The 14,223-nt window shown below is 37.6% G+C and carries 17 protein-coding genes and 1 pseudogene; 11 read left to right on the forward strand and 7 right to left on the reverse strand.

All coding sequences use genetic code 11. From position 1 onward, the window contains the following. Positions 1-58: 58 nt before the first annotated feature. From AB3M96_RS08215 to AB3M96_RS08235, 5 genes are all read left to right on the forward strand, one after another. On the forward strand, positions 59-709 hold the full coding sequence (locus AB3M96_RS08215) for a bifunctional 4-hydroxy-2-oxoglutarate aldolase/2-dehydro-3-deoxy-phosphogluconate aldolase (protein WP_412967100.1): 651 nt from the start codon (positions 59-61) through the stop codon (positions 707-709). Beyond that, positions 706-1,719: a PfkB family carbohydrate kinase gene (locus AB3M96_RS08220; RefSeq protein WP_412967101.1), complete on the forward strand. Its 1,014-nt coding sequence runs from the start codon at positions 706-708 to the stop codon at positions 1,717-1,719. Before AB3M96_RS08215 ends, AB3M96_RS08220 begins: the two co-directional genes overlap by 4 nt. Positions 1,720-1,852: 133 nt before the next feature. Next, complete coding sequence (locus AB3M96_RS08225; protein ID WP_412967102.1) at positions 1,853-2,479, forward strand: YhbD family protein; 627 nt, start codon at positions 1,853-1,855, stop codon at positions 2,477-2,479. 15 nt (positions 2,480-2,494) lie between these two features. After that, on the forward strand, positions 2,495-3,217 hold the full coding sequence (locus AB3M96_RS08230) for a polymer-forming cytoskeletal protein (protein WP_412967103.1): 723 nt from the start codon (positions 2,495-2,497) through the stop codon (positions 3,215-3,217). Between the two features lie 153 nt (positions 3,218-3,370). Then, a complete protein-coding gene (locus tag AB3M96_RS08235; RefSeq protein ID WP_412967104.1) occupies positions 3,371-4,558 on the forward strand; it encodes a DEAD/DEAH box helicase in 1,188 nt (395 codons plus the stop codon). A gap of 322 nt (positions 4,559-4,880) precedes the next feature. Here the strand turns inward: AB3M96_RS08235 and AB3M96_RS08240 are convergent, their stop codons facing one another. Next, positions 4,881-5,534 (reverse strand): response regulator, encoded by a 654-nt coding sequence (locus tag AB3M96_RS08240; protein ID WP_412967105.1) that lies wholly within the window; start codon positions 5,532-5,534, stop codon positions 4,881-4,883. Next, on the reverse strand, positions 5,535-6,728 hold the full coding sequence (locus AB3M96_RS08245) for a sensor histidine kinase (protein ID WP_412967106.1): 1,194 nt from the start codon (positions 6,726-6,728) through the stop codon (positions 5,535-5,537). A gap of 198 nt (positions 6,729-6,926) precedes the next feature. On the opposite strand from AB3M96_RS08245, the gene AB3M96_RS08250 reads away from it, so the two are divergent. The 6 genes from AB3M96_RS08250 to AB3M96_RS08275 all read left to right on the forward strand — a co-directional run bounded on the left by AB3M96_RS08250 (position 6,927) and on the right by AB3M96_RS08275 (position 11,534). Continuing rightward, on the forward strand, positions 6,927-7,439 hold the full coding sequence (locus tag AB3M96_RS08250; protein WP_412967107.1) for a DUF1700 domain-containing protein: 513 nt from the start codon (positions 6,927-6,929) through the stop codon (positions 7,437-7,439). 3 nt (positions 7,440-7,442) lie between these two features. Then, positions 7,443-8,405, forward strand: a complete 963-nt coding sequence (locus AB3M96_RS08255; protein WP_412967108.1) for a DUF4097 family beta strand repeat-containing protein — start codon at positions 7,443-7,445, stop codon at positions 8,403-8,405. Between the two features lie 107 nt (positions 8,406-8,512). Next, positions 8,513-8,998 carry a nickel pincer cofactor biosynthesis protein LarC2 gene (gene larC2 / locus AB3M96_RS08260; protein WP_412967109.1) on the forward strand — a complete coding sequence of 162 codons (486 nt, stop codon included), beginning with the start codon at positions 8,513-8,515 and terminating at the stop codon, positions 8,996-8,998. 327 nt (positions 8,999-9,325) lie between these two features. Then, a complete protein-coding gene (locus AB3M96_RS08265) occupies positions 9,326-10,057 on the forward strand; it encodes an SDR family NAD(P)-dependent oxidoreductase (RefSeq protein ID WP_412967110.1) in 732 nt (243 codons plus the stop codon). Then, a complete protein-coding gene (locus tag AB3M96_RS08270) occupies positions 10,057-11,088 on the forward strand; it encodes an S-adenosylmethionine:tRNA ribosyltransferase-isomerase (protein ID WP_412967111.1) in 1,032 nt (343 codons plus the stop codon). The genes AB3M96_RS08265 and AB3M96_RS08270 overlap by 1 nt, the downstream gene beginning before the upstream one ends. Then, positions 11,085-11,534, forward strand: coding sequence for a VOC family protein (locus AB3M96_RS08275; protein WP_412967112.1), 450 nt, complete (start codon positions 11,085-11,087; stop codon positions 11,532-11,534). Before AB3M96_RS08270 ends, AB3M96_RS08275 begins: the two co-directional genes overlap by 4 nt. Here AB3M96_RS08275 and AB3M96_RS08280 read toward each other — a convergent pair. The 5 genes and pseudogenes from AB3M96_RS08280 to AB3M96_RS08300 form a co-directional block, all read right to left on the reverse strand. Continuing rightward, entirely contained in the window at positions 11,469-12,029 is a 561-nt protein-coding gene (locus AB3M96_RS08280; RefSeq protein ID WP_412967158.1) for a peptidoglycan-binding domain-containing protein, read from the reverse strand. The genes AB3M96_RS08275 and AB3M96_RS08280 overlap by 66 nt on opposite strands. Then, a pseudogene (locus tag AB3M96_RS08285) lies at positions 12,018-12,521 on the reverse strand (peptidoglycan recognition protein family protein); the annotation flags it as partial. The pseudogene AB3M96_RS08285 and the gene AB3M96_RS08280, both read right to left, overlap by 12 nt. Positions 12,522-12,771: 250 nt before the next feature. Then, a complete protein-coding gene (locus AB3M96_RS08290; protein ID WP_412967113.1) occupies positions 12,772-12,966 on the reverse strand; it encodes a YfhD family protein in 195 nt (64 codons plus the stop codon). A 115-nt stretch (positions 12,967-13,081) separates the two neighbouring features. Continuing rightward, complete coding sequence (locus tag AB3M96_RS08295) at positions 13,082-13,210, reverse strand: YfhE family protein (RefSeq protein WP_412967114.1); 129 nt, start codon at positions 13,208-13,210, stop codon at positions 13,082-13,084. Between the two features lie 103 nt (positions 13,211-13,313). Next, positions 13,314-13,874, reverse strand: coding sequence for a GNAT family N-acetyltransferase (locus AB3M96_RS08300; protein WP_412967115.1), 561 nt, complete (start codon positions 13,872-13,874; stop codon positions 13,314-13,316). Between the last annotated feature and the right edge of the window lie 349 nt (positions 13,875-14,223).

Consider the following 14,223-nt stretch of genomic DNA (forward strand, 5'->3'; position numbering starts at 1 on the left):
TTTCCATATAATATCATTAATTTCCAAATAGGAAATTAAGATAAAGCTGGAGGCAGTCATGAAAAAGTTACAAGTACTGACTAGATTATCAGATTGTGGAGTTGTAGCGGTAGTTCGGGCGGAGTCAAAAGAAGAAGCAGTTAAGATTTCAGATGCATGTATCCATGGCGGTATTTTAGGAATAGAAGTGACGTTTACCGTTCAAGGTGCAGATGAAGTTATTAAAGAATTAGCTTCAATCTATAAAAATAGTGAGGCTGTCATTGGTGCTGGAACAGTACTCGACGTGACGACTGCACGAATCGCAATATTAGCAGGGGCCCAGTTTGTAGTAAGTCCGAGTTTTGACGAAGAAACAGCTAAATTATGCAACCTATACCAAGTCCCTTATATGCCAGGCTGTATGACAATTACTGAAATGAAACAAGCCATGGAGGCTGGAGTAGACATCATCAAGCTGTTCCCAGGTAACGCATTTGGACCCGATTTTGTGAAAGCGGTTAAAGCACCACTACCACAGGTTAATATAATGCCGACAGGTGGAGTTAGTTTGGAAAATGTCGATCAGTGGATTATGAATGGGTGTGTAGCAGTTGGAGTTGGCGGCAACTTAGTAGCTCCAGCTAAGACGGGTGAATTTGAAAAGATTACAGAGTATGCTTCACAATATGTAGCGAAAGTTAAAGAAGCAAGAGAGCGTAATCTATGAAAAAAATTGTGACTTTAGGAGAGATATTGCTCCGTTTATCAACCGTTACTGGAGAACGTCTTAGTCAATCTAGTGAGCTTTCATTACATTATGGAGGTGCAGAGGCAAACGTTGCTGTCTCACTCGCGAATTTTGGTTACAATGTATATTTCGTAAGTAAGATACCAGAAAACCCTCTCGGCTTAGCTGCAGAAAGACATTTACGTTCATTTGGCGTTCGTACCGATTACGTTCAAAAGGGTGGTGAGCGAATAGGTACATACTACTTAGAGTCTGGAGTAGGAGAAAGAAGCGCACAGGTTACATATGACCGAAAGCATTCAAGCTTTTCACAGATATTCATAGAGGATGTAGCACTTTCCGAGATTTTAGAGGGAGCAGGCCTGTTTCATGTTTCAGGAATTACTCCTGCATTATCAGAAAATGTAAGAAAACTAACTTTAGTCGCTTTACAGAAGGCAAAAGAATTAGGTGTGAAAACAAGCTTTGATTTCAATTATCGAGCAAAGCTATGGAGCCAACAAGAGGCTGGAGCTGCATTTGCAGAGCTTTTACCTTATGTTGATATTTGTTCTTGTGGTGAATTGGATGCCATCCACTTTTTGAATATTGATAAAGTTGATCATGTGTTACAGAAGAATGAACAGCTTGAGTATTATTATGAAAAAATCAATGAGAAGTATCCCAATATCAAGTATTTATATTCAACCTTTAGAAATGTGATTTCCGCGTCTCATAACAGATTACAGGGGAATTTTTATGTAAATGGGCAATTATATCAATCAAAAGAATATGATATTAACCCGATTGTTGACCGTGTTGGTGGTGGAGATGCTTATTCATCAGGTGTTTTATGTGGAATTATTGATAATATGACACCGCAAGAAACGGTTAGCTTTGCAACTGCTGCTTCGGCATTAAAGCATACTGTACATGGTGATTCTAATCTTTTTTCAAAAGCTGAAATTAAAGGGTTTATTGAAAATGACTCGGGCAAGATAGTTCGGTAATAGGAATGGGAAAAACAAGGCTGAATTGCTTTTGCAGTTCAGTTTTTTATTTTTTTGGAAAAACTAGGGTTATTCTATTGCGTGACGTAACAGTGTTATGTTACATTATAGGTATAGAAAGGAGCCGTCTTATATGAATGAAGAACTTTTATCGAAAAAAGAACTACTTGAACAAACCGGTATTTCGTATGGGCAGCTGTATAGATGGAAGAGAAAGGACTTAATACCAGAGGAATGGTTTATCCGGAAGTCAACTTTTACAGGTCAGGAGACATTTTTTCCGAAAGAAAAGATTATTGAGCGGATAGATAAAATACAGAAAATGAAAGAAAATCTGTCACTTGATGAACTGGCTTCAATGTTCTCTCCGAATGTAAAGGAAGTGAATTTAAGTAAAGAAGAAGTTGTAAAACGTGGCCTCGGTTCCCTGACTACAATGAATTTGTATCTAGAGAGCGTAGGAGAAATGGAAGATCAATTTACATTTAAAAATATCCTTACAGTGTATCTTGCTGAAACTTTATTACAATCTGGAGACATAAACCTCGATGAAGCAAAAGTGGTAATCCAGGTAACCACTGATTACCTAAAAAATTCAAAACTGCACACTGGAGAACTAGTACTCATTCGTAAGCTGGGTGTATCCACTTGTTTCATAGTACCAAACGTTAACGAGGTTATTTTTGAAAAAGGCATTAAAATCGTTTGTCGGATAGCTTTTTCAGGATTAATTGAAGAATTGCGAACTATATTAGAATAAACGGAGGTTAGAAAAATGGTAAAAGTAGAAAATCAAGGGGATTTAATTATTAATGGTATGGGCTCTTCGAGTGGTGGCAGCTTTAATAAAGTGAGCATCAATGGTAAAGGAACTGTTAACGGCAATGTTGAATGTAACGAATTTAGATTAAACGGGTCTGGTACGGTAAACGGTAATTTAAAGGGTAGTAATGGACATATAAGCGGTAGTGGAAATATTGAAGGTCAAATTGAATTTGAAGAGTTTTTAATTGATGGATCGGGTACAATTCAAGACAATGCATTTGTTAAGAAAATGAAGATCTCAGGAAAGGGTTCAGTAGGTGGAAACCTAGAGGGAGAAGAAGTGAGAATTAAAGGGAAAGCGAAAATTGGCGGTGATTGTGAAGCCGATGTCTTTAAGGGGGAAGGAGCCTTCTCGATAGGTGGACTGTTGAATGCAGACCTTATCGATATCATAATTGTTGGTGAATGTCGCGCCAAGGAAATTGGAGGGCAAAACATAAAGGTTATTCAAAAACCTAAGGGACTGCTTCAATTATTTAAATCGGTGTATCCAACATCACTAAGAGTAGACACAGTAGAGGCTGACGAAATTGAAATTGAAAACACACATGCTAAGATGGTTCGAGGAAATAACGTGATTATTGGGCCAGACTGCGAAATAGAAGTTGTTGAATATAGTGGGACATATAAGCAAGATTCTTCAGCAAAAGTAAAAGAAACTAGAAAAATATAGTTGTAATAGAACATTGTTATGTTTCGAGGAGTTTGCTGCGCATCTTTTTATGCGTAGTTTTTTTGTACTTGTAGAGAATATAGTTTAGAATGAAGTGATTACAGTAAAGAAAAAACTTATACATAGGTAATTTTAGATAAGGTGGTACATAGCATGTCAAATTGGTCACAATTAGAAACCTTAAAACCGTTTCTTCAGAATGTTTGGAAGGAATCAGGATTTGAAGCACCGACAAGTATTCAAGAGAAATCAATACCAGCTATTTTAGAAGGCAAAGATGTTATTTGTGAATCACCGACCGGAACCGGAAAAACTCTTGCATATTTATTACCTGTACTTAATAAGCTTGATGAATCGAAGAATGGGATCCAAGTTGTCATACTTGCGCCATCTCGTGAACTCGTTATGCAGATATCTGAGGAAGTTCGTAAGTGGACAAAAGGGACAGCGATTAAGAGTGCCTCTTTTATTGGCGGTGCTAATGTTAAGAAACAGATAGAAAAGTTAAAAGAGCGTCCGCAAATTGTAATTGGTACGACAGGGCGCATCGTTGAATTAATTAAATTGAAAAAAATGAAAATGCATGAAGTGTCCACTGTTATTGTTGATGAAGCAGATCAACTCGTTTCAAATGAACACATAGGAAATGTGCAAAGTATCCTAAAATCAACTTTGCGTGACAGACAAGTATTGTTTTTCTCAGCGACTATAGCAGACCAGACTGAAAAGGTTGCTCAGTCATTAATGAATAATGCTGAAGTTATTCGAGTTAAAGATACCGTTAGTCTTGAAAATATTAGCCACTTCTATATTGTAAGTGAGCAAAGAGACAAGGTTGATGTACTTCGTAGAATTATGCATACAGAGCCAGACAAAGCAATTGCCTTCATTAAAAGTATTGAGAAGGTAGACGAAATTGAAGCAAAGCTTGCCTATAATCATATTGATGTTGCGGTACTCGCAGGTGAGTCGAAAAAAATGGAACGCCAGCAATCCTTGAAAAAGTTCCGAGAAGGAAAAGTGCCTTTACTAATCACAACAGATGTTGCGGCGAGAGGGTTAGATATTCAGGATGTTGCCTATGTTATTCATTTTGATTTCCCGAAAACAACTAGCCAATATGTGCACCGTTCGGGAAGGACAGGGAGAATGGGTAAGAAGGGTATTGTCATTTCAATTGTGAACGCACGCGAGGAAAGTTTCCTGAAAAAAATGGGTCATGATTTGGGAATACAATTTGCGAAGAAAGAGCTTTACGGTGGAAAAATCGTCGACGCAAGAGATGATAAAAAAGACAGACCAGCTTCAAAAACTTTTAGTGCTCGTAAGTCAAGGAAATAAAGAAAAGTGAGGGCCTTCAATCTTTAGATGAAGGCCTTTCTTCGTATATTTTCGTCGTACGTGAGGTCAACCATCAAGGTGATGAAAGCCCAGAGATAGTAGAAATCAGGTTGTGAGGTCAATCATCAAGGTGATGAATGACCACAGGTAGTAGAATTCCCACCATGAGGACGTTCATCAAGCCGATGAAAGCCCAGAGATAGTAGAAATCCCACCATGAGGACGTTCATCAAGCCGATGAAAGCCCACAAATTGCGAAATTCAAAAAACAGGTCATTCATCACCCGATGAATGACCTCAAAAAGCGAAATTCCCCCAACTTCTAAATCAATCCTTCTTTTTGTGCTTTAAACGCAGCTTGAATTCGATCTTTTACATCTAACTTGTGATAAATATTTGAGATATAGTTTTTTACCGTACCTTCGGATAAAAACAACCGTTCGGCAATTTGTTTATTACTCAGTCCGTGAGCTAAGCATTCAAGAACATCAACTTCACGCTCAGTTAAATCATAGTTTGTGGAATTGCCAGTTGTGTTGGTACTAACTTCAGGGTTATTAATCTGCTGAACAAGTAATTTAGCTAAATCCTGTGGTAGCAGGGTACCGCCTTTATGAATGAGCTTTATTCCAGCGAGCAGATCCTTAGGATGTATGGCTTTTAATAAATAGCCATCAGCTCCAATTGTTAATGCATCAATTACATGATGAACTTCTTGGAAGGTTGTTAGAATTAATACTTTAGTATTTGGCCAACGCTGCTTAATGATTTTAGTTGCAGCAATTCCGTCCATTTCTGGCATATGAATGTCCATTAAGATGATATTTGGACTGATTTTTTCACAAAGTGAGACTGCCTCAGCACCATTTTCAGCTAAGCCCACAACTTCAATTTCGTCGTCCATATCTAATACAATTGATAAACTCTCCCGAATTAGCTCTTGATCATCAGCGATTACTAGCTTAATAGCACTCATTTATACAGCCTCCTTAATAGGTACAGATATTGTAAGTTTAACTCCGCGATGCTTACCGCTAGTTATATCAAGATTCCCTTGCAATTCTTCTATTCGTTCCCTCATGGCCGTTAACCCGAACCCTGGATGAATCGTATCAATAGGAGAACCATTGTTTTCTATGATTAATGTAAGGTCATTGTTTGTAAAAAGAAAATGAACGTTAACAGTTGTTGCCTCCCCATGTCTTTTTGCATTAGTAAGAGCTTCTTGAAGGCATCTGATTAATGTAAGTTTAATATTTTTAGAGACGGGAAGTTCATTTCCTTGAATATGAAATTGAACATTTGTATTTGTATGTTCCTTAAAGTCATTGGCAATTTGTTTTAAAAGGATTGATAGCATTTCTTCATTCTCGGTAGGAGAAATCTGATGAATTTGCTGCCTTATATCATCTAGTCCCTTACGAGAAACGTTTGCGAGAACTTGTATCTTTTGCTTCGCTTTTTCAACATCACTTTCAAGTAGATAGCTAACAGCATCCAAGCCAACAGTTACAGATGTGAAATGGTGGCCAATTGTATCATGTAGTTCACGTGCCAGTCGATTTCGTTCTTGAAGTAGGGTTACTTTTTCTACTTGTTCAGTATACTGCTGTAACACTCTATTTTGTTCTTGAATTAATTTATATTGCTTGTTGTTTTCTTCAATAATTCGTTTTGTACGTTGCTGTGACTGAACTACATAGTTAAAGCATGCTCCAAAACCTACGAAAATGAAAATATCAATATATTGAAGTAAATACGAGACTATATCTGTTGTCCATAGCTGAGGAAGTGGAAAAACAAGTAGGAAGAATGGAAATGTCCATTTTGCTGTCTGTTTTGTTGATAGATAACCAATCATCAAGAGTGTCATTAAGATCATAGAGGTTCCAAGATTCATTTGTAACACTATATTCAAATAAATGGATGCGCCTCCAGAGACAATTAGCTCAGAAATTGGATAGAGGATTGGATTCTTATATCCAGGTCGCCAAAATAGTTGTGGCACAATATAACAAGCTGTTAATATGCCAACGAAAGCAAAATATGATAAATCCCCTAGATCCCCTCGCTCAATAGAAAAATATAAAACCCCTGAAAGAAACCAACAAAGCCGAAGGAAAAAAATAAACCAATCAATCCAAATCCATTCAGGTACTGACTTCTTCATAAAGCATCCCACCCTTAAATTACCTATCTTTACCTATCTTACTAGAAAATGGTGAATCCTAATAGTACAAAAGTTGTAATTCTGCCTCCTTTTTTACAAAAAATTGTTCAGCACTCATTTTGTGACCAGTGTCACTATGGTCATATGACTTTTATTAGATAAGATAAGGTCATAGGAAGCCAGAAGGGAACGAGAAGGATGAAAAAGGAACAACTACTGCAAGATTTAGAAGAACGGTTAAAAGGAATTCCCCCTGAAGATCGTGAAAAACTTATAGAGCTTTATGAGGACCTTATTGATGTTGCACAGGAAAATAGAAAAAATCAACCGTTAGAGACTGCAAGTTTAGAAGATGATTTTAGAATTCCTATGGAATATGAAACTAGTTCATACCGGAACCTTGGCCGGGTGATTCTAGCGTCTGTAAGTTTGTTTTTATTTAATAGTATTTTTGTTTTAGGGCCAGCAATTGCAATATTTTCTCTATATCTATCACTTTGGATCGTATCAATTTGCTTTGTGATATCTCCACTATTAGTAATGGGAGAGAGTTTCATTTATGGATTCCAAAGCTGGGAACTGTTTATATCGATCGTGTTGTGTGGGATTGGTCTTGCTTTAGGTGGAGGAATGATTCCTGTTGGTAGGGCATTATATCGAGTTACGAAAAAGTATATAAATTGGAATATACACTTAATTAAGGGAGAATAAACAATGAAAAAAATAATGTATGGTGCGTTGTTGTTGGTAATGGTCGGGGTTTTAGGTTTAATCATTTCTGTTAATACCTCCGGAGTAGAAGTTTTCACGTTTAGCTCAGTAGAAGTGGATGAAAAACAGGAGGTACCGGCCGAAGGAGTAAAGAAAATTGTAATAGATTCACCTTCTGTCGACGTTAATGTAACTCCCGGTAATGGAGATGAAATTTACGTTGAGTTCACTGGTAAAGTAGGTAAAAAAAGCAAGGCTCTTTATAACCTAGACATAAATGAAGACGGTGACACAGTTGAAATTACAATGGAAAAGGAAAACAAGTTCCAATTCATGATGTTTAATTTTACAAAAGTAAGCTTGAATGTTGAAGTGCCAGAAAAGGTATATGAAGAATTACAAATTAACGCAGCATCAGGAGATATTGTAGTTGACGAGGTAAATGCACAAGAGCTAACGATTGAAACACACTCTGGAGATATCGATGTGAAAAATGGAGAAGGTATTGGTAAACTTGTTGTAAAAGCGTCAAGTGGTGATGTACTTGTAAATGATGTATTCGTAGAGAATAAGCTGGAAATTAAAACAAGTAGTGGAGATATTGTTGCTACTGATAATCAAGCAAAAGTAATAGAATTACTTGCAAGCAGTGGCGACATTAGTACAACAAATCTAAACTCAAAAGAAGTAACCATCAATACTTCTTCAGGAGACATAGAAGTTGAGGCAGTTGAGGTAACGGGAGATTTGATACTTGAAGCTAGTAGTGGAGATATTGATGTTGAGTTTTTAAAGACGCCTGCTTCTCTAGCTGTTGATTTCAGAGGAGGATCAGGAGATGGAGACGCAAATATCGAAGGAATGGAATTTTCAGAGAAGACAGAGCACCGAATCATCGGAGAAATTGGCTCTGGAGAGTATAAATTAAATGTTAGAACAAGTTCTGGCGACTTCACAGTAAACTAGTACGAAAGTGAAATGTCAGCTCCAATATCACGAAAGCCCGACAAGGTCGGGCTTTTTCTAATATTAGTAAATGTTATATACTTAATATAGGAAAGGGGAGGAGAGGCTTGAGCAAAAAACTACCACCCAATCATGAGCATATTGATGATCAAATGATAAAACTAGAAGTAAACCTCGATAATATGTCAGGGGAATGGCTAGGATATGTAATGGATCTTTTGTTCGAGGCCGGGGCGAATGATGTGTATTATACTCCCATATTTATGAAAAAAAATCGACCTGGTGTGCTCTTACAGCTTCTTTGTGCACAAAGTAAGCTTGAACAGATGAAGAAAATCCTATTCTCAGAGACAACTACTCTAGGTTTACGCTACTATCCATTAGTTGTTCATCGTTTAGAACGGAAATTTACAGAAGTTAGCACTCAATGGGGAAAAGTTACTGTAAAAGAAGGTGTTTTTGAAGGACAAGTCGTCCAAAAAGCACCGGAATATGAAGACTGCCGACAAATCGCTACTCAATACGAAATGCCACTTAAAAAGGTATATGAAGCGGTTTGGAAAGAGTACCATAAGCAAGTTGATTATGAATAGAAAAAGTAGCATAGATAAAAGCTTCGCTCACTAAATTGAGGGAAGCTATTTTAACTTTATTCAGCCGGGGTTCAAATTCCGGCTGAATAAAGTTAAAGCCTCCGGCGGATGCCACGATTTTTAAAAGGAAATTTTTCGAGCAAGCTCGAAAAAAATCGGGCGCAAATACGCCAAGGCGCATTTGATTGGGGAAAATTATGTCTACATCTAAAGTCTGATATTTGTTTCCTCCCATTTTTGTAGAAAGGTCTCCCTCGTTATCACGATTTATTAAATCCTATTTCAATTTATACTTAGTTCAACAAGTGATAAGGAAGGGGATTAGAAATGAAAAACAATCAAGTTGTCATGATAACAGGGGCATCTAAGGGTCTAGGTAAAGCACTAGCTTTAGCGTTTGCTAAGCAGGGAGCGAGGCTTGCGATTTGTGCTAGAGGAGAAACAAAATTGTATGAAGTAAAAGAAGAAATTGAAAGGCTAGGTGCAGAGGTAATTGCTGTAACGGCAGATGTTGCAAAAGAGAGAGATGTTGAAAGGTTCGTGTCAATTGTTGAAGATGTGTATGGAAGAGTAGATGTGTTAATTAACAATGCTTCCATCTTCGGACCGGGACCTTCATTGTTACTGGATTACCCCAATATAGACTTTACTGAAGTTCTATATGTAAATGTTATGAATCCTTTTTTACTAACTAAACGAGTCCTCCCTGGAATGTTAATGAGAGATCAAGGTTCTATCATTAATGTGACGTCTGAGGCTGGCAGAACTGGATTTGCTGAATGGGGAGCATATGGGATTTCGAAATTTGCAGTCGAAGGTTTAACGCAAACATGGGCTGATGAACTGCAGGACACGAATGTTCGAATTAATATGGTGGACCCCGGAGAAATGGATACAGACATGCATGATAAGGCTGTTCCGGATTGTGATTATGAACTTGCTAATCCAAATGATGTGCTGGTTGTTTTCTTTTACCTGGCTTCTGACCAATCCAAGTCTAGTAACGGTAAACGCTACGAAGCACAATCCTTTGAATATGAAAGTGAGGGTGCTCTCTAATGGTTGAAACAATTCAATTTGAAATACCTGCACATTTAAACGCTACTATACCGGCTGAACGAAGGGGAGTATCACGAGATAGTGTTAGACTTATGGTGATGGATGGTACTTCAACAATTCAGCACGATACATTTAAAAATCTAGGACTGCACCTAAGAAAAGGTGACCTTCTTGTAATGAATAGTAGCCGTACAATTCCTTGTGTATTGTATGGGAGACAAGGTGACCGACCAGTTGAAATACGATTATCTAGAAAAATTTCGGAAAACGAATGGGATGTATTGGTTGTAAATGGTTCAAAACAAATAGGTGAACGTATTGAATTTTATGAGGGAGTTACTGCGATTATTGCAGACTACGGAAGTGAGGAGCCACTTGTAAGGCTTCACTTTTCAAAAGGCCAAACCGACTTAATTAACATGTTTTACAAGTATGGTGAGCCAATTCGATACGAATATATCAACCAGCCATGGTCCTTGGATAACTATCAAACAGTTTATGCTACTATTCCTGGTTCAGTTGAAATGACCTCTGCAGGAAGAGCTTTTTCCTGGAAACTCTTACAGGAATTAAAAAAGCAAGGTATAAATCTCGCGTTTTTACAACTGCATGCAGGCTTAAGCTATTATGGGGATGACCAGTGGCCGACTCCAAATAAGCACCCTGAACCGTATATACTTCCTCCTGAAACAGCTCAACTAGTGAATAAAACGCGTGAAAATGGAGGACGTGTAATAGCTGTTGGCACAACAGTTGTTCGTGCACTTGAATCGGCTGTTGATGGGGGTGGGGTAGTGAAGGCAAGAGAGGGAGTAACTGACTTATATATTACATCTGGGTACTCATTAAAAGTTATTGATGGTCTGTTAACAGGACTCCATGAACCAGAGGCAAGTCATCTTGATTTACTATCTGCTTTTGTAAGAAAAGACTACTTAGAAAAATGTTATCAGATAGCGGTAGCGCATGAATATTTATGGCACGAATTTGGTGATATGAACTTAATTTTTCGAGATGAGACAAAACAATGAAGTGGCATCATGTTGGCATTCAAGTGCAAAATATGGAGGAGTCAATCCGATTTTATAAGAATTGCTTTGACTTTAGTGTTGAACAGTTACTGGAGTTAGAAGGTGAAAGGGTTGTCTTTTTAAAAAGTGAAGAAATTATTGTTGAGTTAGTTGAACCAGAGGAAAAAGAACCGACTCTAGATACTAAAACAATTCACTTTTCTTGGCAGGTTTCAGATTTATCAAATTGGATGGAACAACTAGCAATTTCAAACTTATTACCAATTGAGGGTCCGTTAGTTCTAAACAATGGTTGGTCGATAGTGTTCTATCAGGGACCTAATCAAGAGATCATCGAATTAATAGAATGTAAAAAAAAACCCACTAAATTCAGTGGGTCTTCAATCGTTCAATTCCATGCGCATATATTTTCTTGTATTAGGTCCAAAAATGCCATCATCCTTTAACGCCGCAAACATAGACTGGAACCGTCTAACTGCATCTTCGGTTTGAGGACCATAGCTGCCATCAATTTGTTTTGGATCAAATCGAAGGTGTTTTAAAGCACGTTGAAGCATTCGTACATTTTCACCGGTATCCCCTCTACGTAATACAACATTAGGTAGCGGAAAGTCATCATCAGAGTTACTTTGTCGGAGCACTTCTTGGAGCCTAGCAAGTGTGTTTGGTCCTACAAGGCCGTCAACCACTAGTCCATAACGCTTTTGAAACCGCATGACTGCATTTTCGGTTTCAGGACCAAAGCTGCCATCGGCACCATAGCGTGGCAATGCAAATCCTGCTTTTATAAGGTCTTGTTGAATTTCTTTTACAAACGGACCTCGATCTCCTTCTTTAATTGGAAGCCGAGTCGATACACCAGCTACAACTGGAGTTGGGGAAGGCTCAGGAGGCTCTACGCCTTTGAAGTCACGATTTAGTGAAGCTTGAACATCATTGATAAACTCTTCCCAAGAAATACCTCTAGGCCGTAAAGCATTTTGAGGGTCAGATCTTCTTGCAGGGTCAAGAGTACTGTGAGCAACAATATGTCTTCTTGGATCTAAACCAAACTTGTCACATAAATAAGCATGATACCAAACGTATCGTTTATATGCTTCTTGGAAATTTATTTTACCACCGTGACAAAGTTCTACACCAATAGCTGCATCGTTGGCATCATCACCAAAACGCTCATTATCTGCTGAAACATTATAACGGACATGCCATGCTTTTTCGTTTAATGGAATTATTTCAAGAATATAGTTGTCGTCAATGAATGTATGAGCGGATGCAGTAGGCTGTTGGCGGTCAAAATAATTTCGGTTTCCATACGCAGTTGAACCAGGATTACCTGTGTCATGACTGACGATAAAGCGTACTTTCGAGATTTTCTGCCCAGAACGTGAATTTCCAAGACGAATATAATCTCTTGTAATTGTATACTCCATTATTTCACACCTCCATTTGATGTATAGTAAGGAGTCGTTCCATCATATGCGTTAACAATGGAACATGTTCTACTACCTTAGTACTAGTTGTCTTGTGAAAATGAAAAAATGACAATATTAAATATATGTAAGGGTACTTTGTCTATTGCTAAATGAATCGAAACTGAAGGTGAGTAATAGGGGGTAAACAAGTAGCAGAAATTAGAAAAAGAACTGTCCGAAATTGAACAGTCCCTTTACTAAGCTTGAGATGTTATTTATTTTTTTTCATTCGTTTTTTTGCTCTTGCATCTGCGGCGTTAGAACGAGCCAATGCTTCTAAGTCGTCTTGATCAGCAAGCTCACGTGAGAATTCTACGTCGCGACCGTCAGACTTCATATTTTTAGGTACCTGAGGTAGTTTTGCTTTATTTTTGTCACGTGTTTTATGTCCATGAGCTCTTCCCATAAAAAACACCACCCCTGAAAAAATAGAGAGGCTGCCATGCAACCTGCTCATTTATAGGATGGCCTAACTAAATCAATTCATAAGTGGAAGAATATTGTTTCTATCGTAGATGTGATTAATGACGCGCCTGTTTCGCAGTAAAACCGCCAGCCTGGTCAGCCATTTTAAAGTCTCGAGAGTAAGAAACCTCCTGCATACTACTTAGTGTGCTTTTTGATTTATCACGCTTTTTTTCTTTTGCCATCTACAATTCCTCACTTTCATGTAATGTACTATTATTTTGTCCATTACTAAAAAAATCCAAACAAAAAACCTGTTAAAAATATAACAGGCTTTGGTTATTAAGATTATGCTTCTTTAAGTTGATGCTCTTCTTCGGTAAAATGCCCAATGCGCATTGTATGAAGTGTATACAAATCTTTTGAAACCTCAAACAAATTATATATATCTCCCTCAGCATTAAGCTTATCAAAGATATGTTTTCGTGTCTCATTAGCTAAAGTAACATATGGTAGCTTTTGAACGGCTTTCGTAGATCTGCCATTAACCTTTTTGACCCTCATAAAAATTGTATCAATGTCTAACTCGTAGAATAGCTCTGAGAAAAAGGTATCTTTAGCTGGTTGATTATATCCTTTACCATGGAATGGCTTACCAAGCCATGTGCCAAGAAAACCTGCATTGTCTTGAATATCAAATAAGTTAATTGTCCCGATTGGAGAGCCCCATTCGTCTAAAATGGTTCGTGAAATCAATTCACCACGCTCTTCCGCTTCAATCGTTTGCTTTGTTAAAAATAGAAATTCTTCATAAGAATAAGCTTTATGACGCACAAATGGGAAGACATCCGGGTGCACCATTAAGTCATAAAGAGCTTGACTATCTTGAAGTTCACGCTTTTTTAGCATCAGTTTCCCCTCCAAAGAGGACAGACTCGTGTTGAACGATTCCACCCTCGAAATTTTTTGTAATGATAAAAAATTTCGGGGTGGGAATCGAACCCACTAGAACCAGAGAAACTGGTGGCGCACCATTTGCCTTCCCTAAAGATAACCAACAATTGTTGGTCAAATTTAAGTTATATATAGTTGTTAGTTAGGAAATAAATTTAGCCGAGTAGGCTTGAATTTTTATATTTCAAATTTGCTCTGCTTAAGTATAATACTCGATATTTCTTTAAAAATAAATAGGATTTTTATTATTTTTTTTATCAAATTATTGGAAGTTTCGACGTTTCTTATTTAACATTGTCAGAAG

The sequence above is a fragment of the Ferdinandcohnia jepli genome, assembly GCF_047246645.1.
Classification (GTDB): Bacteria; Bacillota; Bacilli; order Bacillales; family Bacillaceae_L; genus Ferdinandcohnia.

Coding starts and splice junctions, on each gene's coding strand:
- AB3M96_RS08245 (WP_412967106.1), bottom strand. CDS start 6,728: ATGAAGAAGTCAGTACCTGAATGGATTTGGATTGATTGGTTTATTTTT.
- AB3M96_RS08220 (WP_412967101.1), top strand. CDS start 706: ATGAAAAAAATTGTGACTTTAGGAGAGATATTGCTCCGTTTATCAACC.
- AB3M96_RS08290 (WP_412967113.1), bottom strand. CDS start 12,966: ATGGGAAGAGCTCATGGACATAAAACACGTGACAAAAATAAAGCAAAA.
- AB3M96_RS08265 (WP_412967110.1), top strand. CDS start 9,326: ATGAAAAACAATCAAGTTGTCATGATAACAGGGGCATCTAAGGGTCTA.
- AB3M96_RS08270 (WP_412967111.1), top strand. CDS start 10,057: ATGGTTGAAACAATTCAATTTGAAATACCTGCACATTTAAACGCTACT.
- AB3M96_RS08235 (WP_412967104.1), top strand. CDS start 3,371: ATGTCAAATTGGTCACAATTAGAAACCTTAAAACCGTTTCTTCAGAAT.
- AB3M96_RS08255 (WP_412967108.1), top strand. CDS start 7,443: ATGAAAAAAATAATGTATGGTGCGTTGTTGTTGGTAATGGTCGGGGTT.
- AB3M96_RS08225 (WP_412967102.1), top strand. CDS start 1,853: ATGAATGAAGAACTTTTATCGAAAAAAGAACTACTTGAACAAACCGGT.
- AB3M96_RS08230 (WP_412967103.1), top strand. CDS start 2,495: ATGGTAAAAGTAGAAAATCAAGGGGATTTAATTATTAATGGTATGGGC.
- AB3M96_RS08250 (WP_412967107.1), top strand. CDS start 6,927: ATGAAAAAGGAACAACTACTGCAAGATTTAGAAGAACGGTTAAAAGGA.
- AB3M96_RS08275 (WP_412967112.1), top strand. CDS start 11,085: ATGAAGTGGCATCATGTTGGCATTCAAGTGCAAAATATGGAGGAGTCA.
- AB3M96_RS08300 (WP_412967115.1), bottom strand. CDS start 13,874: ATGCTAAAAAAGCGTGAACTTCAAGATAGTCAAGCTCTTTATGACTTA.
- AB3M96_RS08295 (WP_412967114.1), bottom strand. CDS start 13,210: ATGGCAAAAGAAAAAAAGCGTGATAAATCAAAAAGCACACTAAGTAGT.
- AB3M96_RS08240 (WP_412967105.1), bottom strand. CDS start 5,534: ATGAGTGCTATTAAGCTAGTAATCGCTGATGATCAAGAGCTAATTCGG.
- AB3M96_RS08215 (WP_412967100.1), top strand. CDS start 59: ATGAAAAAGTTACAAGTACTGACTAGATTATCAGATTGTGGAGTTGTA.